Raw genomic sequence first — 22485 nt, 5'->3', positions numbered from 1 at the left:
ATGTGCGGGCGAAAGGGTGACGGTAAGCGGCGGACACGCAACTGGCAAGCTTTGCCGTACCCGTCGGCGTGTCAAGTCAAAAGCAGGCGGGCAGTGCCCGCCCTACTTCCGCGCCACACAGACGCCGTAGGGCGACACTGTTCGCCGCCCACCTCTTGGCGCAGCGCCGATCAAGGGCCGGCGACCAGCAGGGCGGGCACGACCCGCCGCTCTTTCGGCCACTCGGCCACGAACCAGGCCAGTAAGCCATGGCAACCCGATCGTTTTTCGACTTTACCGCGTCCACGAAGAACGGAATTTTTGATCAGTTTGCAGGCGCGCTCAATAGTCGTGGTGCGGATGCCCGGATTGTTCCGATAGCGTCTTTCAAAATCCCCTCCAAGTGGCAGATCCCAGTAGGGTTTGCCCCATGGCGCGATTCTTACGCTACGGCCTGCAGGCGTCGCACCGTGGGTTGCGCCCGTTGCTCGGCCTGCGCAAGCTCGTAGTTGGCCTGCAACGTCATCCAGAACCGGGCGGTGCTGACGCCGACCCGCTCCCGCCTGATCGCCAAATCCGGACTAATGCCCGCTCGGCCGTTGATGACACGCGACAACGTCGTGCGCGACATGCCGAGCCGCTCTGCGGCGTCGGTAACTTCAATTCCCAACGGCAGCAACACGTCTTCGCGGCTCAGCTCGCCAGGGTGCGGGTGATTCTTCATCATGATGGTGACCTCTTTACAGTGGTCATTCTGATAATCGACCAATGCCACATCCGCACCGACAAAACGAAATGTGACACGCCAGTCGCCATTCACCCACACGGACCAGTGACCTTTCAGCGCGCCCTGAGGAGATGAAGCTTGTAACCGGGCTGGTTCAAATCAGTCGATGACATGGCCACATCGAGCGTCGCCAGAATACGGCGAAGCTTGGAAGCGTGCGCTGCTTGTACCCCTCGGGCGAAGCCCGTTCGGTACAAGGCTTCCAATACACTGTGGCGAAAGCCGATGGTCATGCGTCAAATGCATCGCGTGGCGCTACACGGCTCAACCAAAACCCGCTGGATCACACCCTGCCACGTGGGGCAGACACCGTCCGCCGCGCCTACCTGCACACAACCGCACCCCCAAGCCCGCGGGCAATGCCCACCCTTGCACTGGGCATCCCCGTACTTGCGCGCGACGACATGTATGCCGAAAAACTGTTGACCCATGCTGCTCGTGCGCTCGACCGCTCACAGATGAGTCGCGACTTGACCGACCTGGCCGAGATGATTCGGGCGTGGGGTCCCATACCTGCAACAACGTTGGAAAAAGCCGGGGCCTTCTACAGCCGCGCCATCGTCGACTATTTGAACGTGGCCTGGTGCTGCTGCGCGAAGACCGATACTGCGATGAACCTCTGAAGGCCATGGCGATGCAGCCCAGCCTGGAACCCAGTCTAGTCGCCACACTCACCGGCCATCGCCCGCTCTTGGCTGCGAAGTAGTGTCGTACTGCCCGGGCGACACCTGCGAGGGTGTCAGCGAAGCGTTACCCAACGGAAGGGTCAGCTCGCGGCCCGATGCTTATAGCCGGCCCCACAGTCCCTGCCACGATTGCACCGTGTGTATGATCGGCACTTTCGCACGCACCTGCGAAACCTTCATGCCAAGGGGAATCAGTTTGGGCAATCAGGAATATCGGCTGGGCTACCGTAGCGACATTGAAGGCTTGCGAGCAGTCGCCATCCTGTTGGTAGTTGCCGCGCACGCCAAGGTGACATGGCTGGCTGGCGGCTTCGTCGGTGTGGATGTGTTCTTCGTCCTTTCCGGCTATCTGATCACAGGCATCTTGTGGCGGGAGATCAGCGAAACCGGCGGAATACGCTTCGCCAATTTCTATGCGCGCCGTTTTCGACGATTGCTTCCCGCACTGCTGACGATGCTGGCATGCACCTGCCTGTTCGCCGCAGCCGCGCTCCCCCCGGGCGACCAAGGCAGTCAAGCAACAGGGGCAGCGACGGCCGCTCTGTGGCTCAGCAACATCTATTTCGCATTCGCCCACATCAACTATTTCGACCCCAACGCGACAAGCAACCTTTTCCTGCACACATGGTCGCTGGGCGTTGAGGAGCAGTTCTACTTGATATGGCCGGCGTTGATGGTCCTGACGCTGGGCTGGTGGCGCAGCGAAGGCGCACCGGCTGGCCGTCTGATCACCGTGATGTCGGTGATTGCGATCGTCAGCCTGCTTGCGTGTCTCTCGTTTACGCAGACCGCGCCGCGAATGGCCTTCTATCTGATGCCGTGGCGAGCGTGGCAGTTCGCAATTGGATCGTTGGTGTGGCTGCGTTTCGGCTCAATTCGAGGTGGCGGAACGAGCGACCTGATGCCTCTCGGTTCTGCGCTCGCCTACCGTGGGCTGGGTTGGCTGGGGCTGGCGCTTATCCTGATATCAGCGCTGTGGTTCGATGCCAACACGAGCTACCCCGGCTGGCATGCATTGCTGCCCACCATAGGCGCCGCAGCAGTCATCCTTGCGGGAATCCACAGCGCAGGGAATAGCGGAATATCGCGCGTACTCAGCTGGAGTCCGCTGCAACGCATAGGCCGGCTGTCGTATTCCTGGTACCTGTGGCATTGGCCCGTTCTGCTTCTAGGCGGCGCAATCTTCGTCACTGACAGTGCGCTCTATCGCGCGGCGTTGGTGATCCTGTCATTGCTGATCGCGGCGTGGTCTTATCGATGGGTCGAATCGCCTATCCGACAACAGGCTCGCTGGACCATTCGTCCCGCCGTCACCGTGCTTTCGGCGCTGGCTCTCATGGCTTTCGTCAACGTCGCCTGCATCACCTGGTTCAATGCTGCTGGCGCGTGGCAAGGTAGCCCGACACAGCAACGTTATGCCGTCGCCCGCTCTGACATTCCCGCCATCTACAAGATGGGCTGCGACGAGTGGTACTACAGCGACAAGGTCAAACCCTGCGTTTTTGGACCAGACAACGCCGCCCATACCGCTGTATTGATCGGAGACAGCATCGGGGGACAGTGGTTTCCCGCCGTATTTGCGGTGTTCAATCGGCCAGACTGGCGGCTGGTGGTGCTGACCAAGTCCGCATGCCCCATGGTGGACGAACTGATGTTCTACCCACGCATCGGCAGAAACTACACGGAGTGCACGATCTGGCGTCGACAAGCCTTGCGTGACATCGCCAAAATGCGGCCGGATATCGTCGTCATGGGCTCCGTCCAAACCAGCGACTTCACCCAAACACAATGGGTCGAGGGCACAGCGCGCGTGCTCAAGACGATCAGTGATGCCAGCGGCCACATCTACTTGCTGCGCGGAACTCCACACTTGCCTTTCGACGGACCCAACTGCCTTTCGTCGCGTAGCTGGTGGCCGTGGCTACACCCATGGAAGAGCACCTGTGATGCGCCGGCATACAGCGCTCGCGACAACGATGTCTATCGCTGGCTGCAGCAAGCCAGCTCCGGCTTTGTCAACGTCGAAGTCGTGGATTTGAACAGCAAAGTTTGTCCCGGGAATACGTGTCATGCCGAGAGCCACGGCAGGATCATATTCAGAGACTCTCAACACCTCACGGCAACCTTTGTTGAGTCGCTGAGCGCCCATCTGGCCAACATCCTTCACCTTGAAGCGCCAAGTCAAGCAGACCCGCCAAGGTAAACCGCGCCACCCAATCGTGACCTCCACCTCATTTCCGAGATGCGTTTCGCGCAAACCGAACTACTTAAGCGGTGTTTGGTACAAAACGTGCCTCTCCTGAGACTACTCACAGGGGAGAGTCCACCATGTTGCGTCAGCGCAGCACCGCCGGTTTCACGTTGATCGAATTGATGATTGTGGTGGCGATCATCGCCATTCTGGCCGCGATCGCGCTGCCGCTTTACAGTGACTATGTGGCGCGCTCGCAAGCCGCAGCCGCGCTGGATGAGGTTACCTCAGGACGTACGGCCTACGAGGAGCGTGTCAACAACGGTGACAGCAACCCCACGCTCTTCACACAGGTAGACAATCTCGGCCTGCAGCAGGACACCGCACGTTGCCACATCACGGCAACCGCCCCCGACAGCAGCGGCATCGGGCAGGTGGCCTGCAAGATCAGGGGCAATCCCGAAGTCATGGACAAAACCATCACCATGGCTCGGAACGCCTCCGGCAACTGGAACTGCCAGACCGATCTGGCGGCGCGCCAGACTCCAAAAGGCTGTACGCCCTAAGGCAGCAAAGCCGTGTCATTCCAGCTGTACGCGTTGCTCAAACTATGCGCGGCCCTGGGGCAAGGTTGTCCATTCGACAGGCGGCCGGCAGATCCTGATGAGAAGCCGTCCGGGCCAGAAACTGACGTTCAGCGTCAACTGGTGACCCGGCGCGACAAGGCATAGCCTCACAGCAACCGCGGCACTCGCCCCTTGTCAGTCGAAAATGTGCACTCCTTGTGAAGATTCGTGACTCTGTGCACAATCGTCGGGCCGTAACCATGCGGAAATGTCACGGCGGCGGGGATGGCACACAAACTGCTTGAACTGTCGTGAGCTTCCTGGTCGTTCCTGACCGCGAGTGAGGGGGTACCGAGTTTCCGCCTAGGGGAAATCCGGAACCGGGGCTCAGGGGGCATCAACGGTTAGCTAACCAAAACAAGAGGAAACACCATGAAGACGATGCAGAAAGGTTTTACCCTGATCGAATTGATGATCGTTGTTGCGATCATCGCGATCCTGGCCGCCATTGCGCTGCCGCAATACCAGAACTACGTGGCACGTGCTCAGGCCACCGCCGGCTTGGCTGACATCACTCCGGGAAAGACCGCATTTGAGGAACAGATCAACAACGGCATCCAGACCACCGCGTCGTACGTCGCAACCCAGATTGGCCTTCAGGACACCACCGAACGCTGCGCCGTTACTAGTACTTTGACTAGTTTCACCAACGGCACGGGCACGATCGCATGCACTCTGAAGGGTAACCCCAAGGTCGCTGGCGTTGCCCTGACTTGGACGCGCAACAGCAGCGGCACGTGGGCTTGCAGCAACAGCGGCGACGCAACCTTCAAGGCCAAGTTCGCACCGAAGGGTTGCAACTTGTAATAGGCGATCCAGCTAGATAGCGAAGTCAACGAAGCAAGTAAAGAGAGGGGTTAACTACCCCTCTCTTTTTTTATAGCTGCATTGAGGTGTTCAATGGATCGGAGTGCTGAATCACTGCCTTGTAAGATACCCAACCTTGGGCGTGTGGCCTGTCTGATGATCGTCGCAGTGACAATGTGGCCCGCGTTGTCAGGCGGGTTCATTTTTGACGACTATTCCATTTTTGTAGAAAACCCGGCCTTTCATGTAACTCATTGGAACTGGCAGGCGTTTCAAGACGTGTGGTTCTGGTCACAAGCCAATATCCAGCGTCCGCTGGCCATGCTCAGCTATGCGCTGAACTACGCTGCCGGTGGAAGCATCTGGGGTTTCAAGGCGGTCAACCTTGCGATCCACCTGCTCAATACCGCCCTGTTTGCGGTTCTATCCACCCGTTTGCTCGGCTACGCCTGGGCACCGCGTGACGGAGACGACGCGAACGCACACGTTCGGCGCACCTCGCTTTGGGCGTGGCTGCTGGCCACTGCATGGGCGCTTCATCCGCTGCAGATATCCACTGTGATGTATGTGGTGCAGCGCATGGAGTTGCTTGGCGTCACGTTTACGCTTCTGGCATTGCTCAGTTACTGGCATGCCAGGCAACAGCAGTTACGTGACGGGCGCGGCTGGCCGTGGTTGGTGTTGTGCGTCGCGCTTGTTGGCATAGGCTACCTCGCCAAGGAAACCACGGTGTTGGTGCCCGGCTACGCGCTACTGCTGGAACTGACCTTGCTGCATTTTGCGGCGATCAAGCCAAGCGTGCAGCGCAACTGGCAATGGCTGTATGCCGCGGGCTGCCTGGCAGCAATTGCAATATTCGCGTTGTACGTGTTTCCGCACTACTCGATCGGATCAGGTGCGTTTGCTAGTCGCCCCTATACCGCCTGGGAGCGCGAACTGACCCAGTTGCGCGCGCTTTCCACGTACATCGGATGGATTGTCTTGCCGCTGCCCGGCCAGATGCATTTCTATTACGACAACTACCTCATTTCCACCGGCTGGCTGACGCCTGCAAGCACGCTCGCTGCCGGTATTTTTCTGGCAAGTCTGCTGGGACTGGCCGCAGCGATGCGCCTGCGGCGCCCGCTCATGGCGCTGGGTATTGGGTGGTTCTTCATGGCCCATGCTCTCACCAGCGCACCATTGCCACTGGAGCTGGTTTTCGAGCATCGAAACTACCCGGCACTTTTCGGCATCCTGCTCGCATTGACCGATCTGATCTGGTGGGCCACGCGTCACGCACACCCCCGATTGCCAGCAATACTGGCCACGATCTTTCTTGTCGCCCTCAGCTTTTTCACGGTGTTGCGTGCAGCCACCTGGGGCAATCCGCTACAACTGGCGATGACCTTGGTACACGATAACCCGACCTCACCACGCGCCAGCTACGACCTGGCACGCCTGTATATGGATTTGTCGCACGACGATCCACAATCGCCGTTGTTCGCGCGCGGCATACGCGAACTGGAACGTGGGGCAGCCCTGCCGAACTCATCGCCGCTGCCGGAACAAGCCTTGCTGCTTACAGCCGCGTCTGAGGGCATCCCCGCACAAATGGCCTGGTGGCAAAGCCTGTTTGATAAATTGCGGACTCGGCCATTGGGGCCGCAGGAATACCGAGCGCTGCAGGGACTCACCTCGCGCGCGGTGGAGGGCGAAGCAAACCTGGACCCACACCGCCTCAGCGAGGCCTATCAGATCGTGCTGGCAAGGAATCCGAACTACGCATCCCTGCACGTTCAATACGCCGACGTCGCCAGCGTGCTCATGCATGACCAGCCGCTCGCGCTAAGCCATCTGCAAACGGCGATCGTCCTCAACAAAAATGATCCTGATTACATCCATCGACTAATTGGCTACCTGCTTGCCAACAGCCGCCTGGAAGAAGCCGCCACGTTGTTCAAACAAGCCGAACAGCAACAGCCGAGCTTGAAACAAGATCCTCACTGGATGGCATTACGCACGCAACTGGAAGCACGCCGGCAAGGTCGATAACCATACTTAGCCGTCACACGAATCTGGCCTGCTCACGCCCGATTTCAGGCAGGGAATCGACGTCACTCCCATGGCTGAGCTGGCAAGTGTCCTGGTTGACTCTGGGCGCTTGCTGCCTTCAAGCGAGTGGCGAAATTGTGCGACAGTGGCGTTTCCCACGTAACGAAAATTCATCATGAACCCTCATTGGGCGAAATCCGGGCAGTGCGACACCCTCGATTGGAACCCAAGGTGAAAGTAGTTGCGCCTACGAGGCGCCATGGTGTCTGGCTGCTGGGCTTGGCAATCGTCCTGACCGCCATCATCTACAGTGCTGGCTTGAGTGGTGGCTGGCTTTTCGACGACTACCCCAACATCGTCGACAACCCAGGGGTTCAGCCGTCCAAGGCAGGCATTCCGGCCTTGTTTCGAGCCGCGATGTCCTCGCCGGCAAGCGAATTCAAACGACCGCTGGCTTCGCTGAGTTTCGCCGCGAATTATCTCGCCAGCGGCCTGAAGCCATACACCTGGAAGCTCACCAACTTGACCATTCACATGTTGAATGGACTGCTGGTTTATTGGCTCGCGCGCGCGCTGCTGCTCGCAACTGCCGCAGGAGCGCACCCTGTGCGCGATGCTCTCGGCAATGCCGATACGAAAGCATCGCGCACGACCGAAGGAAGTTCCTTGTGGACAGGGTGCGCTCCTACGTCCGGACGAACGGGAATCACTGCTGCGCTGATCGCCGCCGCATGGATGCTGCTGCCGATCAACCTCACCGCTGTGCTCTACGTCGTGCAACGCATGGAAAGCATGGCCAACCTGTTCGTGCTGATCGGCCTGCTCGGCTATGTCGCCGGCCGGTGCCGCATGCTGGCCATTGCGTCCGACGCAGCACGCAACAAACGTCGCGAGTGGAGCGGATGGCTGCTATGCGCGGTCAGCATCACCTTGCCGGCCCTCGTCGGCATGCTGGCCAAGGAAACGGCAGTGATGTTGCCGCTGTATGCCTTGTTGGTTGAGTGGGCCCTATTCCGCTGGCGCAAGCGAGGCTTCGACACCGTTGATCAAACCGTTTCTTCACCGGAAAGCTTGCCCCCGCTCCGCGTTGCCGTAGGGCAGGCACTGCCCGCCGTTTCGAGTGGTGACCCGTCGGGTGAAGCTGCGGCGTGGAATGCCCGCCCTAAGAGAGATGCGCAGGGAAAAGACTGGCGCGTGATCACGTTGTTTCTGGTGGTGCTGGTGCTGCCTATACTCACCGGGCTGACCTGGCTGCTACCCGGCCTGCTGGAGCAGGAGGCGTGGGCCACGCGCAACTTCACCCTGGTAACGCGCCTGCTCAGCGAAGCGCGCATCGTTACCGACTATATCGGCTGGACGCTGCTCCCCACACCGGATGCACTGTCGTTTTATCACGACAACTTCCAGGTTTCGACGGGGATCTTGTCGCCATGGACCACACTGACCAGCATCGTGTTTCTGGGCGCTGTGATTGCACTGCTGCCATGGTTGCGCAAGCGACAGCCGCTGGTTGCACTTGGCCTCTGCCTTTTCCTTGGCTGCCAGTTGCTGACTGGCACCATCCTGCCACTCGAACTGATTTACGAACACCGTAACTATTTCGCCAGCTTCGGGCTGTTGCTCGCACTGGTGCCGCTGCTGGCGGTGCCACGCTCGCAGCCGTTGGCACTGCCTCGCAACGCCTTGCTAGGCGGTCTCATCCTTTGCTGGGCCGCACTGACCGGGTTCACGGCGTATGCCTGGGGCGACTCACTTCGCCTTGCTGAAGATTTGGCAAGTCGCGCGCCCAACTCACCCCGTGCCCAATACGAGCTCGGTCGCACATACATCATCTATTCCCATTACGAACCAGCCTCGCCATTTACCCGGCTGGCCTACGCGCCACTGGAAACTTCCGCTGCCTTGCCCAACTCGTCGATACTGCCGGAACAAGCGTTGATCTTCATGAATGCGCGCATGCAACTGCCGTTGAAAGATGTCTGGTGGGACAGCATGATCGACAAGCTGAAAGCCCACACACCCGGCGTGCAAGATGAAAGCTCGCTCGCCGCACTGACCCAATGCGCACGCGACCGACGTTGCGACTTGCCAACAGAACGCATGGTTGCGGCATTCAGCGCGGCCCTGGCACACCCGAAGCCAAATCCACGCTTGCTAGCCACCTACGGCGACTATGCATGGAACGTGCTCAACAACCGCAAATTGGGGCTTGAGATGACAGCGGCCGCTGTTGCTGCCAGCCCGAACGAACCCGCTTACCAGATCACCCTGATTCGAATGCTGGCCACACAGGAGCGCCGTGTGGAAGCCGAAAAGGCGCTGAACAAGCTGGCCAACCTGAACATCGGCGGACGCCTGGACCGAGACCTGGCCAATCTGCGCGCGCTACCGGGCCTGAATTGAGTGCCGCCGGCTCCCTCACGACTCGGGGATTTCATTCCCGTGGCAACCCTTTATCCTTGCACATGGATTGCATAGTCATCAGGCAAGCGAGATCCCCATGAAAGCAGTCATCCTCGCCGGCGGTCTGGGCACACGGATCAGCGAAGAAACCATCGTGCGCCCCAAGCCCATGATCGACATCGGCGGCAAGCCCGTACTCTGGCATATCCTGAAGATCTATTCGCAGCACGGAATCAACGACTTCGTCATCTGCCTGGGCTACAAGGGCTACATGGTGAAGGAGTATTTTGCGAACTATTTTCTGCATACCTCCGATGTCACTTTTGACCTCATCAATAATCGGATGGAGGTTCATCACCAGCACGCCGAGCCATGGCGAGTGACCTTGGTGGACACCGGCGACCATACTCAGACGGGTGGTCGTCTGAAGCGGGTCGAAAGTTATCTGGACGGCGAAACGTTCTGCTTTACCTACGGCGATGGCCTCACCGACATCGACATTACAGCCCAACTTGCCTTCCACAAGACCAGAGCCAGCCTGGCCACCATGTGTGCGGTGCAGCCACCGGGCCGCTTCGGCGCCATCAATATCGAGGACAACCGGATCACACGCTTCGAGGAGAAGCCATCGGGCGATGGCTCCTGGATCAACGGTGGATTTTTCATCCTGGAGCCCGGCGTGCTCGACTACATCAAGGGCGACGCCACCATCTGGGAACGCGATCCGCTGGAAGCGCTGGCGCGGGACGGCCAGCTCTCCGCCTACACGCACAACGGGTTCTGGCAACCTATGGATACGCTTCGGGACAAGCTGAAACTCGAGGAGCTCTGGCAAAGCGGTAATGCCCCATGGAAAGTCTGGCCTTGAACGAATTGTTTGGAGCTGCCTACGCCGGTCGCCGTGTGTTGGTCACCGGGCACACTGGCTTCAAGGGCTCGTGGCTGTGCCTATGGTTGACCGCGCTGGGTGCACGCGTCACCGGACTTGCGCTGGCGCCCGACACAGAACCGGCGCACTGGAATCTGCTCGGCTTGGCCGACGTGCAAGATCTTCACGTAGATCTGCGCGATGCGGCCGCGGTGCAGCAAACCCTGCTGCGGGCCCAGCCGGAAATCATCTTTCATCTTGCGGCCCAACCACTGGTTCGGCGCAGTTATCGCGAGCCGGCCGTCACCTTCGACACCAATGTGCTCGGCTTGGTCAACCTGCTTGAAGCCGTACGTGCCACCCCCTCGGTGCGCGCTCTGGTGAACGCCACCACCGATAAGGTCTATCTGGAACAGCCCACTTTTGGTGGCTACCGGGAAGACCACCCACTGGGCGGCCATGATCCCTACAGCACGTCCAAGGCCTGCGCCGAGCTGGTGACAGAGTGCTACCGGAAGAGCTTCTTCGTGGACAAGGGACCACGAGTCGCCACGGCGCGCGCGGGAAATGTCATCGGCGGTGGCGACTGGTCGCAGGATCGGCTGGTGCCGGATCTGGTACGTGCCGCATCCACGGGTTCGACACTGCAAATCCGCAATCCCGAGGCAGTTCGTCCCTGGCAGCACGTACTTGAGCCGCTGTCAGGTTACCTGCGGCTGGGCGAACTGCTGCTCGCAGGCAAGGCAGTCGAAGGACCCTGGAATTTTGGGCCGTCTGCCGACGCCACCCTACCGGTACGAGCACTGGTCTCGTTGATGCAGTCGCACTGGCCGGCCTTGCACAGCGCACATCAGCCGGGACCCCACCCACACGAGGCCGCGACCCTGCAACTGGATTCTTCCAGAGCGAAAGAACACTTGGGCTGGCGCGCGGTGTGGGATGCGGAAACCACGTTGCAGTCCACCATCCAGTGGTATCGCGACCACTACGAACACCACCATTTAAGAAGCCGCGAGAACCTGCAGGCCTACGTTGACAGTGCGCGCTCGGCTGGACTGGAATGGACCTCATGAAATTCGTCCCTACTCCGCTGGCCGGCCTCACCCTGATCGAGACGACGCGCGTCGAAGACGATCGCGGCCAGTTTTCCAGGGTTTTCTGCGAAGCGGAATGCGCTGCGCTGCGACCCGGCCTGCACTGGACACAGATCAACGTCTCCAGGACTTATTACCAAGGAACGGTCCGCGGCATGCATTTCCAGTACCCACCGGCAGCGGAAGCGAAACTGATCCGCTGCCTTCGTGGCCGCGTCTTCGATGTCGCGGTTGATTTGCGCGCCAACTCTCCGACGTTCCTGCGCTGGCACGGCGTGGAGCTGGATGAAGATGGGCAGACCCAGTTCTTTATCCCTGAAGGCTTCGCCCATGGCTTTCAGGCGCTGAGCGACGAAGCACAACTGTTGTACCTGCATAGCGCACCATGGAACCGCGAAAAGGAAGGCGGGCTGCGCCATGATGATCCGACTATCGCCATTTCCTGGCCTCTGCCGGTGACACGGGTTTCCATCAAGGACAAGCAACTGCCATCGGTGAAGGACACCGGTTTCACGGGAATCCCGTCATGAAATGCCGTTACTGCACCACGCCACTGCACGACGTCTTCCTCGACCTCGGCAGTGCACCGCCCTCCAATGCCTTCCTGACGGCGAATGCCCTCAATGCACCAGAGCCCTGGTTTCCGCTGAAATTATTCACCTGCGGAAGCTGCCGGCTGGTGCAGGTGGACGAAGTGCAGTCGCACGCCGCGCTGTTTGCTCCGGACTACGTCTACCACTCGTCGTTCTCGCGTTCCTGGCTCGCCCATGCCGAGCGCTTCGTCGAGCAGGCGACAGTACGGTTGAATCTGGGGCGCGACAGCCTGGTCATGGAGATCGCTTCCAACGACGGCTATCTGCTGCAGTACGTTGCCGCACGCGGTATTCCGTGTGTGGGCATCGAGCCCACCAGTGGCACGGCCAAGGTGGCGCGTGAGAAAGGTATCGAGACGCTCGAGCGCTTCTTTGGCCGCGACTTTGCCGCGGAGTTCGTGCGCGATCGCGGCGCGACCGACCTGATCGTGGCGAACAACGTGCTGGCCCATGTTCCCGACATCAACGACTTTGTTGCGGGACTTGCCACCGCACTCGCCCCCGAAGGTGCAATCACAGTCGAGTTTCCGCACCTGATGGAACTGGTTGCGAAACGACAGTTCGACACGGTCTATCACGAGCACTTCTCGTACTTCTCGTTCCACACCGTGAAACAGATCTTCGCGACGCACGGCCTCACGATATGGGATGTCGAACAGCTGCCTACGCATGGTGGTTCGCTGCGTCTATGGGCGGCACACGCACACAGCCACCATGTCGAAACACCTGCCGTCGCAGACTTGCTGCGGTCCGAAACCGAGGCTGGCATGCTGGACAGCGCCTACTATCAGCATTTCCAAGCCCAAGCCGACGCAGTGAAAAACGATTGCCTCACCTTTCTGCTGGAGCAGCGTCGCGCCGGACGGAAGATCGCGGGTTATGGCGCTGCTGCCAAGGGCAACACGCTACTGAACTATGCCGGAGTGCGACCGGATCTGCTCCCGTATGTGGTCGACGCCTCTCCGCACAAACAGGGCCACTGGCTACCCGGATCGCGTATCCCGGTAGTGACCGAATCTCGCTTGCGCGAAGATCGGCCGGATTTCGTTCTGATCCTGCCATGGAACTTGAGCGAGGAGATCACCGCCCAACTCGACTACATCCGGGAATGGGGCGGCCGGTTTGTGCTCGCCGTTCCGCAATTGGCCGTTCTATGAACAACATCGAAAAGTCGCGTATCCATTACACCAAACCTTCGATCACCGAACTCGAAATCCGCTACGCCACCGACGCCGCAAGCAACGGCTGGGGCGAGCACTGCTACGACTATATCCACCGCTTCGAAGCGATGTTTCGCCAGCACCTCGGCGTGAAGCATGCGATCGCCACCTCCAGCGCAACCGGCGCTCTGCACATCGGCATGGCGGCTATGGGCATCGGCCCAGGTGACGAGGTAGTGCTGGCCGATATCAACTGGATCGCATCGGCAGCGCCTATCGCCCATCTCGGCGCGACGCCGGTGTTGGTCGACGTCCTGGAAGATACTTGGTGCCTCGATCCGGCGGCAGTGGAGGCCGCGATCACGCCCAGGACCAAGGCGATTCTTGCCGTGCATCTGTATGGCAACTTGTGTGACATGGATGCCCTGCGGGAAATTGGCCTGCGCCACGGGATTCCCGTCATCGAGGATGCGGCGGAAGCCATTGGCTCGATCTGGCACGGGCAGCGTGCCGGCAGCATGGGCGTCTTCGGTGCGTTCTCCTTCCATGGCACCAAGACGATAACCACAGGCGAAGGTGGCATCTTCGTCACCAATGACGATGCGTTGTACGAGCGAGCGCTGACCCTATCCAACCACGGACGCGCACGCGGTGAAACGCGGCAGTTCTGGCCCGAGGCGATCGGTTTCAAATACAAGATGTCGAACCTGCAGGCGGCTATCGGCTGCGGTCAGTTGGAACGGATTGATGAGCTAATTGCAGGCAAACGCCGAGTATTCGAGTATTACCGCGATGCGTTGTGCAGCCTGACCTTGCGCATGAACCCAGAGGTCGCCGGCACGGTCAATGGCTATTGGATGCCGACCATTGTTGTCGATGACAGTAAACCGTTTGATCGCGCAGTCCTGCAAGCTGCTTTCAAGGCGGACAACATCGACGGCCGAGTGTTCTTCTGGCCGCTGTCGTCGCTGCCGTCTTTCCAGCCTCGCCCCGAACACATGGTGAGTCATTCGCTCGCGAGCAGGGCGATGAACTTGCCGAGCTATCACGACATGACAAAAGAGGAACAGGATCGCGTCATCGCCTGCGTGAGCAGGCTTGTGGCGGTAGCATCATGAGAGGCGTGATCTTTTGGGGTGGCACTGGGCAGGCGCGCGTTCTGCGTGATGCACTAGCTGACGCCGATTTCCGATTGCTCGCTGTATTCGACAATCGGCCAATTCAATCCCCATTCCCGGATATTCCAATCTATCTCGGCGAGGAAGGGCTGCACTCATGGCTGGCCACTCGAACCGGCGCAATTGAGGTTCATGCCTGCGTCGCAATCGGGGGCCATCGGGGAAGCGAGCGGGTGCTTCTCCAAGAATGGCTTCAGCAGCAAGGCATGCAGCCGCTGACCGTGATACACCCACGCGCTTTTGTCGCGGCCGATGCGGAGATCGGCGATGGCGCACAAGTTCTGGCGATGTCGGCCATCTGCGCCAACGTGAAGCTTGGACGCGGGGTGATCGTCAATACGTCGGCCTCAATCGACCACGATTGTGTGATCGGCAGCGGTGTCCACGTTGGCCCGGGCGCGAATCTTGCGGGAGAAGTCCGTGTTGAGGACTATGCATTCATTGGCGCGGGGGCAGTCGTCTTGCCAGGACTGAAGATAGGTCGAAGCGCTATCGTCGGAGCCGGCGCCGTGGTGATTCGCGACGTCGCGGCCGGTGACGTCGTGGCGGGCAATCCCGCAACAAGCCTTCGACGCTGACTTGCACCAAGTACCATTCCGCAACGCAAATCGGTGGAAGATCAAATGAACGCCATAGAAGAGTTTGAACGCGAGCGCAGAGGAAATATCGCTGACTTGGGACAGGACCACCTGTTGAAAAATCGTGCATTCCAGTGGTTCCAACACTCGCTGCAACACAAGTACTCCTACAATTTTTCGTCGCTTGGTCGTCCGATCATCCAGTATCCACAGGACATGGTGGCGATGCAGGAGCTGGTCTGGCAGGTCAGGCCCGACCTTATCATCGAGACGGGCATCGCCCATGGCGGGTCGTTGATCCTCAGCGCATCGATGCTGGCGCTGCTCGACTACTGCGATGCGGTGACCAGCGGGAGTGTGCTCGACCCGAGTGCCACCAGACGCCGCGTGCTGGGCATCGACATCGATATCCGAGCACACAACCGGGCTGCGATCGAAGCGCATCCGATGGCGCACCGGATCGACATGATCCAGGGCTCGTCGATTGCTCCCGAAGTGATCGCCAAGGTCCACGACATCGCCAAGGATCACCAGCGTATTCTGGTGATCCTCGACTCCAACCATACGCATGATCATGTACTTGCCGAACTCGAGGCCTACGCGCAGCTGACCTCTCCGGCCAGCTACTGCATCGTGTTCGACACCGTAGTCGAGGACTTGCCTGATGCGATGTTCCCCGATCGCCCCTGGGGCAAGGGCAACAATCCGAAGACCGCAGTTTGGGAATATTTGCGTCGCCTGAAGGAGGATGGCCGCGTAGCGACCGATGGCAAGCCGCTGGTATTCGAGATCGACCGTGCGCTCGAAAGCAAACTGCTGATCACGGTGGCCCCTGACGGCTACTTGCGGCGCAGTTAGCGCCCTACCCATGCCGGTACTTCGCACAAATATCCTGGCAAATTATGCGGGACAGGTCTGGATGGCCCTGATGGGCATCGTCTTCATTCCCGTATATATCAAATTGCTCGGCATGGAAGCCTTCGGTCTGGTCGGCCTAATGCTGAGCATCCAGTCGCTGTCCATGCTGTTCGATCTGGGCATGGGTGGCGCACTGAATCGCGAACTGGCCCGACGTGTGCACGATTCCAGCGCTACCCATACGCTTGGTGATCTGGTACGTACGTTCGAGTGGCTCGTCTGGCCGATCGCACTGATGATTGTCGTCGCAGTGTGGTTGGCAAGCGGCCCACTAGCGAATCACTGGCTGCACCCGGAAGACCTGAGCCGTGAGGTGACCGCACATGCAATTACGATCATGGGTTTGGCTGTAGCGTTGCAATGGCCCAGCAGCTTCTACGCCAACGGCCTGTCAGGGCTCGAGCGGCAGCCAGCCCTGAACCTGATCAATGCCGGCTTCGCCACCCTGCGTGGTGCCGGCGTGCTGGCCGTGTTGTACTGGGTGTCCCCCACGATCAGCGCATTCATGTGGTGGTTCGCTGCCGTGGGCGCATGCCAAACCCTGGTTTCCGCCGCCGCGCTGTGGCGCTTGTTGCCGACAGGTGCAAAGAGCCGCGCCGTCTTCCGATCGGCGGAACTCCGCGCGGCCGGGCGATTCGCCGGTGGGCTGGTCGCCATCATGAGTTTGTCGGTGATGCTCACCCAACTCGACCGGATCGTGATATCGGCCACACTTCCGCTAGTGGAACTTGGCTACTTCAGCTTGGCAATGAGTGTTGCCGCAGGCATGGGCCGCATGATCCAACCTATGTTCAATGCGCTGTATCCGCGTTACAGCCGACTGGTGTCACTCGGTCAGCAGGATTTACTGACCAAGCTCTATCATCTGAGCAACCAATGCTTGGCTGTGGTCGTGGCAGCTGTGGCGGCAATATTGATGGTGTTCGGCCAGGATGTGATCTACCTGTGGACCGGGGATGCTGCGACGGCAGCGATGCTGGCGACCCCGCTATCCCTGCTCGTCGCTGGTACGGCTCTCAACGGATTGATGAACCTGCCTTACGCACTGCAACTGGCTCACGGCTGGACACGACTCACCGTCAGCTCGAATCTGGTGGCGCTCCTTCTGGGCATCCCTTTCTGCATCTGGGCGGTTGAGCACCATGGCATTACTGGCGCTGCCAGCCTGTGGCTCGTCATCAATCTGGCCTTTGTTGCCATCAGCATTCCGCTAATGCATCGGCGTCTGCTACGCGGGGATCTGTTCAGCTGGTACGTTCGGGATCTGTGTCCTCCCATGATCGCCGCCGCAACAGTTGCGCTGGCGGCTGGTTGGCTTCTTCCCTCGCTGCCTCGCAACCTGCATGGCATCTTGTTGCTGGCGATCGCCAGCTCGACGACGCTATTGTGCGCAGCCATGGCCGCACCGCAGGTGCGCGAACTGGTGCGGCAGCAATTGGGCAGATGGGTCGGGTTACTCCCTTGAATCAACCTTGTCACCGCGCTCGCCCTCAACTATCGCCGGATCAAATGACCAAACCTCACTTCCAAGTCGGCGCGCGACGCCACCACACGGTGCTGAGCTGCCCTGTAGGCTGCCGCATAGAAGCGTTGAAACCAAGGCATGGTTTCGCAAAGCGTAGCTAGATTCTTTAGCAACCAGGAGCGCCACACTCTGCGGTAATACCCATGCAGCACCTGCGCAGCTTCACGCGTAAAGTCGAAGCGAGCCTCCGCAAGCGCATTCGCACCTCGCCGAAACAACATGCGCCGCGCATCCTGATGCAAGGCAGCCAGCGCGGAGTCCCTAGCGTCCTGGTCGAGACTTTCGTTGGCCTCAACGTTTCGAAACATCTTCTGCCAGCCGGGCCAGAACGATGACAACGGCTGCAACGCACTGAACGATTGGGCGTTGAGCATGTATACCGCCGACGGATGCTTGCTGAGCACGTACGAATAAGACGAAGCAATTTTCAACATGAAGTCGAGGTCGGATGGACCGAGCGTCTCATGATCCATGAAGCCGATCAGATCGAACACCTCACGTCGGAAGACGATACCTGTCCACACGGGAGCCATGCCGTGCATCATCGCCATCAGGCCTTCCGGTGGCCCGAATACTCCCTCTCTTGGCCAACGGTCGACCCGCGCATCCCAAATCGCTCCCTGTTCATCCACGGTAAGCGTCGTCCCCGCCCAGAACATCGCATCGGGATGTTCAGCCAGACTGGCCAGCGCGCGCTGGTAGAAATCAGGCAGAAGGTAGTCGTCATCCGACAGGATGGAAAAGAATGGGGTATCCACGCTGCGCATGCCAAAATCAAAATTCGCCGAAGCTCCAACATTGCGCGAATGGCAGTGATAACGGATCTGCGGATGGTCTTGCGCCATGCGCTTCACGACTTCGGCGGTATCGTCATTCGAGCAATTGTCAAAAACGCAGACTCGCGCATCAACACCTTGCTGGTCAACCACACTAGCGATCGCCCGCCGCAACAAAGCGGGTCTGCGGTAGGTCGGAATAATCGTGGTGATCGTTGATTCAGACATGCTGTGCGGTGTTTTTCAAAACTGTCAGACTAACTTATCTACTATCCTGCCACAGTGCCTCTAAAACGCGTGCACCATATCTATCCGGAATGGCGCTGTGGGTTGATTATCCCGGGAATATGATCGACAGATGACACCGCTTCAACCACCGGAACTAGATTCCAAACAAATGGGCAAGAGCCACGCTATCAACATGCCTTCGATCCGCGCCCCCATAGTGACCGGCAGCGGCGTAATGATCGTGCATCGGTCGCTGGAAAGGGCTATCCCCGGCTACCAGATTGACCCCCTGTCGCCATGGGCGGGACTGGCACCATTGCTTCTACGGCTTCGTCCCAGTCGACCATGTGCCATCACCCATACGCAGCCTGAGCTTGGCCCATGGGTTGCCCATCGCGACTCGAGCTTGGTGGCGACTTTCCACAGCTACAGTCTTGACGCAGAACTGCTGGCAATGATGACGCCCCAACAACGCATCTTGCATCGTTTCACGATCGCACCGGCCGTGGCAGCCTCCCTGAAACGCGCCAAGTGGATCACCGCGGTCAGCGACTTCACAGCAGGGCTGGTAGTTCGCCACCATGAGGTCGGAGAGCGTCTGGTGGTGATAAAGAACGGAGTGGACAGCTCGATCTTCAGACCGGCACCATCGGCACCGCGCGACTCAGTCAACATACTTTTCGCCGGAAATCCGCGCCGCCTGAAAGGATCACATCATCTCGAAGCACTGGCCGATGTCCTTCCTGATGGCGTATCGCTGCAGTACACCACTGGACTCAGAAGTTCAGGTGTCGACATGCCATCCGAAAAAGCGAATCTGGTGGCTATGCCGCGCCGTTCGCACGAGCAAATGGTCAATCTATATCAACAAGCCGATATTCTGTTCTTCCCTACGCTACGAGAAGGACTGAGCCTCGCCGTACTTGAAGCGATGGCCTGCGGCCTGCCGATCGTGGCCACACGCTGCTCATCCATGGATGAACTCGTCGAGCACGACAAGGGTGGCTTCTTGTTTGACATGAATGATCGCGCACAGATGCTACGGTATCTGCTGAAGTTGGCCGACGATCCGGTGTTACGCGCGGAAATGGGAGCCTACAATCGTGAGAAAGTCCTAACCAACTTCACCTTGCAACAGATGATCGATGGTTACAAAGAGGTGTTTTCTGCCTGTGGCTGAGCTTTGAAGTGCCAACGGACGACCCGCTGCCGGCCCGGCACTGCGCTCATCGACGCTCGAAACGATAGATCAGCGTCGGAATAATCCGCCGCAGCGGCAGCATCAAACCATCCGGGATGCGTCGAAGGACGGCGGCGGCGGCAGACGTCGGACGTTCAATTTCAAAGGTGGCGCGTAGAGCATCGACGCAGAGATTGCGGCAATCGAAGTCTGCCGCGGAGAACAAGTGCTCGAGCTGCCTCATTTGCAGAGGCTCGCAGTCATATACGGTGCCCTTGCCCATCCAGCGCAGATAGGGAGTACGCCAAGCCTGTGGTAGCCAACTTAGGAATACGAGTTTGTAATGCGGTTCGACCAACATCCACCGATTGGGCACAGCCAAATACCCGACCCCATCGGAGCGCAACACCCGATGCAATTCCGCTAAATGCGCACGCTGTGCCTTCTCATCACCCACATGTTCGATGACGTGGTTGGACAGCACGACATCGAAGGTCGCATCAGCAAACGGCAAGTGCGTGTCTCGCACGCTCTGGTAGCGATACCCTTCGGTGACCAGGCGATTGTCATGGACATCCACCGCGTCCACTTCGCATTTCAAATGCTGATGGGTACCAAAATAATGGGCAATGCCGCCCGAGCCGGTGCCGACTTCCAGCAGGCGTATCGGTTGAGACCTGGCTGCGAGATTCAACAGCCGTTCTATTTTCAGTCCCTTGAATCGACGCGAGGGAAGATCAAGTACGGCATGCGGATGGCGCGTCACTGACACGACCTCTGCGCTGCCGTCACGGCGATCTGGCGATGAATCACTCACCTGTCTCTCCCAGCAGAAAACGTAAACGCTCACCAAACCTTTGCCATGTCTTGCCGGCAGCAAACGTGCGGCATGCTGCGATCACTACCTCATTTTTTGACTGTACCAATTGCCTGAGGACTGCGCTGCAAAGATGCCCGTAGTCGCCAGACTTCACCAGTGTTCCAGTCTGGCCATCCTGCACGGCGTCTGCGACGCCGCCCACATCGAAAGCGACGGTCGGCAGTCCATGCGCCGCGGCTTCGAGTGCCACCATGCCGAAACCCTCGACGTCGCCCGGCAGCTCAAGCACAGGAAAGATATGCAGATCGGCGGCCTGATAGGCAGCACCCAGGGTCGCCTCGTCACAACGACCGAAAAAGTGCAGGTTCTGATCCACGCCTGCGTGGCGTGCTTCAGCAAGAATCCGCTCGCGCTCGGAGCCCGCCCGGGTATGCAAGGCGTCGCTGGCTTCGTCGCCAATAATCAGCAGCAGCACGGCAGGATCATGGGAGACGATGGTCGGCAATGCCTTCGCGACGAACTCCGCCAACCCCTTGCGCTGGGTCAACCTTCCTACCGAAAGCAGCAGCGGCCTCGAGCCGAAACCGTGTCGATTGCGGAAGTCCAGAGCCTCGATGGAATCCAGTGCTGGAAGGTCGGTGCCCGGATGCAGCACACGCAGCCGGTCTTGCCGTACGCCGCGTTGCTCGGCCAGACGACCTGTGTTGACACTGTTCACCATTGCCACGTCACAACGTCGAATGAAAGGAAGCCACAGCCATTGATACAGCCGGCTGGGTACGACGATATCGAGTCCGTGCAAATAGACAGCAGCCTTGCCCCCTGCGCACCGGGCAACAAGCCATGCGATCGGTGCGGTGAGTCCACTACCAGCAATGACCCAGGAGGGGCTGCGCCGCAAACCGACGCGCAATGCACGCCAGAATGTGACCACAAGAAAAATCGGTAGAGGTTTTGTTTTGGTTTCCCTGACCTCGGCATGCGGTGGGACGTATGCCGAGCATCCAGTCGGACCGCACAACCCGAGTTTCCAGCTGGGCTGAAGCTCCTCAAGCAAGTGTTGATTGACCTTTTCCATGCCGCCAAGCAAGGGCGGAAAATTGCGCGTGACGAGCAACGCAAGCGGACGCAGTGGAGGCTGCTCAGGCATCACGTCGATACATCAAGCCGGTGATCTGCTCGGAAACCAATCCAATCAGAAACACGATTACCGCCGCGCTCCACAGCAGGGTGCTGCCGTTGGTGAGGCGCCCCTCGTGCAGAAAGGTCAACGCGTAGTTGACACACCCCAGCAGGAAGAACACCACACTCGCCGGCACAAACAGCTTCAGTGGCGAATACAGCGTGGCGATCTTGAAGATGATCAGCAGGAAGCGGATGCCATCGCGCAACGGCCTGATGTGGCTTTTGCCCACCCGCTGGGCGGCCTTGATCGGTATATAGGCCACGGCATAGGCGCTACGGAAGAACGCCATGGTGCTGGTGGTGGGATAGCTGAAGCCGTTGGGCAGCAGGTGCAGGAATTCGCGGAACTTGTCCGCGCGCACGGCGCGGAAGCCGGAGGTGAGGTCGAGTACGGGGTGGCCCGTCATGCGGCTGGCCAGCCAGTTGTAGAGCGTATTGGCCAGGCCACGGCCCACACCGGCCTGGCTGCTCCAGTCACGCGCGCCGACGACCATGTCGTAGCCACGGTCCAGCTCGGCCAGCAACCGCGCAACGTCGGCCGGATCGTGCTGGCCGTCACCGTCCATGAAGACCAGAATGTCGCCGCTAGCCGCGCGGGTGCCGCGCTTGATCGCCGCGCCGTTACCCATCGAGTACGGCCCGCTGAGGCAGATTACCGCGCAATCTTTGCAGATGCGGCGGGTGTCATCGGTGGAGCCATCGTCGACCACGATGATCTCGGCCTCGGGCTGGGCGGCGCGCAGCCGTGGCAACAGGGTAGCCAGCGCGGGCGCTTCGTTCTTGGCGGGCAGGATGATGCTGAGGCGGTTCAACAGATGACACTCCCGGGTTCTCGCTGGGATCATAGCTTGAAGGGTGGACGGGGTCAG

The 22485-nt window shown here is 59.5% G+C and carries 20 protein-coding genes and 1 pseudogene; 15 read left to right on the top strand and 6 right to left on the bottom strand.

The features are described 5' to 3' along the window. Positions 1 to 421: 421 nt before the first annotated feature. Both PY254_RS06675 and PY254_RS06670 read right to left on the bottom strand, forming a co-directional pair. Positions 422 to 703 (bottom strand): HigA family addiction module antitoxin, encoded by a 282-nt coding sequence (locus tag PY254_RS06675; protein WP_281015174.1) that lies wholly within the window; start codon positions 701 to 703, stop codon positions 422 to 424. A gap of 81 nt (positions 704 to 784) precedes the next feature. Continuing rightward, positions 785 to 999: pseudogene (locus tag PY254_RS06670) on the bottom strand (type II toxin-antitoxin system RelE/ParE family toxin); the annotation flags it as partial. Between PY254_RS06670 and PY254_RS06665 the strand changes: the two are divergent. The 14 genes from PY254_RS06665 to PY254_RS06600 all read left to right on the top strand — a co-directional run bounded on the left by PY254_RS06665 (position 979) and on the right by PY254_RS06600 (position 17367). After that, positions 979 to 1389: a nucleotidyl transferase AbiEii/AbiGii toxin family protein gene (locus PY254_RS06665; protein WP_281014694.1), complete on the top strand. Its 411-nt coding sequence runs from the start codon at positions 979 to 981 to the stop codon at positions 1387 to 1389. The pseudogene PY254_RS06670 and the gene PY254_RS06665 overlap by 21 nt on opposite strands. A 205-nt stretch (positions 1390 to 1594) precedes the next feature. After that, complete coding sequence (locus tag PY254_RS06660) at positions 1595 to 3655, top strand: acyltransferase family protein (protein WP_281014693.1); 2061 nt, start codon at positions 1595 to 1597, stop codon at positions 3653 to 3655. A 125-nt stretch (positions 3656 to 3780) separates the two neighbouring features. Then, positions 3781 to 4209, top strand: coding sequence for a pilin (locus PY254_RS06655; protein ID WP_281014692.1), 429 nt, complete (start codon positions 3781 to 3783; stop codon positions 4207 to 4209). Between the two features lie 432 nt (positions 4210 to 4641). Then, positions 4642 to 5076, top strand: coding sequence for a pilin (locus tag PY254_RS06650; protein ID WP_281014691.1), 435 nt, complete (start codon positions 4642 to 4644; stop codon positions 5074 to 5076). Positions 5077 to 5355: 279 nt separating this feature from the next. Next, positions 5356 to 7110 (top strand): tetratricopeptide repeat protein, encoded by a 1755-nt coding sequence (locus PY254_RS06645; protein ID WP_281014690.1) that lies wholly within the window; start codon positions 5356 to 5358, stop codon positions 7108 to 7110. 285 nt (positions 7111 to 7395) lie between these two features. Further along, positions 7396 to 9513 carry a hypothetical protein gene (locus PY254_RS06640; protein ID WP_281015173.1) on the top strand — a complete coding sequence of 706 codons (2118 nt, stop codon included), beginning with the start codon at positions 7396 to 7398 and terminating at the stop codon, positions 9511 to 9513. 97 nt (positions 9514 to 9610) lie between these two features. Beyond that, positions 9611 to 10381: a glucose-1-phosphate cytidylyltransferase gene (rfbF, locus tag PY254_RS06635; protein ID WP_281014689.1), complete on the top strand. Its 771-nt coding sequence runs from the start codon at positions 9611 to 9613 to the stop codon at positions 10379 to 10381. Further along, positions 10363 to 11454, top strand: a complete 1092-nt coding sequence (rfbG, locus tag PY254_RS06630) for a CDP-glucose 4,6-dehydratase (RefSeq protein ID WP_281014688.1) — start codon at positions 10363 to 10365, stop codon at positions 11452 to 11454. Before rfbF ends, rfbG begins: the two co-directional genes overlap by 19 nt. Beyond that, entirely contained in the window at positions 11451 to 12005 is a 555-nt protein-coding gene (gene rfbC, locus PY254_RS06625) for a dTDP-4-dehydrorhamnose 3,5-epimerase (RefSeq protein ID WP_281014687.1), read from the top strand. The genes rfbG and rfbC overlap by 4 nt, the downstream gene beginning before the upstream one ends. Continuing rightward, complete coding sequence (locus PY254_RS06620) at positions 12002 to 13225, top strand: class I SAM-dependent methyltransferase (protein ID WP_281014686.1); 1224 nt, start codon at positions 12002 to 12004, stop codon at positions 13223 to 13225. The genes rfbC and PY254_RS06620 overlap by 4 nt, the downstream gene beginning before the upstream one ends. After that, entirely contained in the window at positions 13222 to 14346 is a 1125-nt protein-coding gene (locus PY254_RS06615; RefSeq protein WP_281014685.1) for a DegT/DnrJ/EryC1/StrS family aminotransferase, read from the top strand. The genes PY254_RS06620 and PY254_RS06615 overlap by 4 nt, the downstream gene beginning before the upstream one ends. Further along, entirely contained in the window at positions 14343 to 14984 is a 642-nt protein-coding gene (locus PY254_RS06610; protein ID WP_281014684.1) for an acetyltransferase, read from the top strand. Before PY254_RS06615 ends, PY254_RS06610 begins: the two co-directional genes overlap by 4 nt. Before the next feature lie 45 nt (positions 14985 to 15029). Next, positions 15030 to 15842, top strand: a complete 813-nt coding sequence (locus PY254_RS06605; RefSeq protein ID WP_281014683.1) for a cephalosporin hydroxylase family protein — start codon at positions 15030 to 15032, stop codon at positions 15840 to 15842. Positions 15843 to 15852: 10 nt separating this feature from the next. Further along, on the top strand, positions 15853 to 17367 hold the full coding sequence (locus PY254_RS06600; RefSeq protein ID WP_281014682.1) for a lipopolysaccharide biosynthesis protein: 1515 nt from the start codon (positions 15853 to 15855) through the stop codon (positions 17365 to 17367). 29 nt (positions 17368 to 17396) lie between these two features. On the opposite strand, the gene PY254_RS06595 is transcribed toward PY254_RS06600, so the two are convergent. Beyond that, positions 17397 to 18431, bottom strand: a complete 1035-nt coding sequence (locus PY254_RS06595; RefSeq protein ID WP_281014681.1) for a glycosyltransferase family 2 protein — start codon at positions 18429 to 18431, stop codon at positions 17397 to 17399. Positions 18432 to 18561: 130 nt separating this feature from the next. Here PY254_RS06595 and PY254_RS06590 point away from each other — a divergent pair, with 130 nt between their 5' ends. Continuing rightward, positions 18562 to 19611 carry a glycosyltransferase family 4 protein gene (locus PY254_RS06590; RefSeq protein WP_281014680.1) on the top strand — a complete coding sequence of 350 codons (1050 nt, stop codon included), beginning with the start codon at positions 18562 to 18564 and terminating at the stop codon, positions 19609 to 19611. Between the two features lie 46 nt (positions 19612 to 19657). Here PY254_RS06590 and PY254_RS06585 read toward each other — a convergent pair whose 3' ends face one another. Genes PY254_RS06585 through PY254_RS06575 form a run of 3 tightly spaced genes read right to left on the bottom strand, consistent with a single transcriptional unit; the run spans position 19658 to position 22428 of the window. Further along, positions 19658 to 20428, bottom strand: a complete 771-nt coding sequence (locus PY254_RS06585; protein WP_281014679.1) for a class I SAM-dependent methyltransferase — start codon at positions 20426 to 20428, stop codon at positions 19658 to 19660. Then, entirely contained in the window at positions 20421 to 21581 is a 1161-nt protein-coding gene (locus PY254_RS06580) for a glycosyltransferase family 4 protein (protein ID WP_281014678.1), read from the bottom strand. Before PY254_RS06580 ends, PY254_RS06585 begins: the two co-directional genes overlap by 8 nt. After that, positions 21574 to 22428, bottom strand: a complete 855-nt coding sequence (locus PY254_RS06575; protein WP_281014677.1) for a glycosyltransferase family 2 protein — start codon at positions 22426 to 22428, stop codon at positions 21574 to 21576. Before PY254_RS06575 ends, PY254_RS06580 begins: the two co-directional genes overlap by 8 nt. Between the last annotated feature and the right edge of the window lie 57 nt (positions 22429 to 22485).

Origin of the sequence: Rhodanobacter sp. AS-Z3 (genome assembly GCF_029224025.1) — a bacterium.
Taxonomy (GTDB): domain Bacteria; phylum Pseudomonadota; class Gammaproteobacteria; order Xanthomonadales; family Rhodanobacteraceae; genus Rhodanobacter.
Note: the sequence above shows the minus strand (reverse complement) of the source record. Positions and strands in the feature narration are given on the sequence as shown.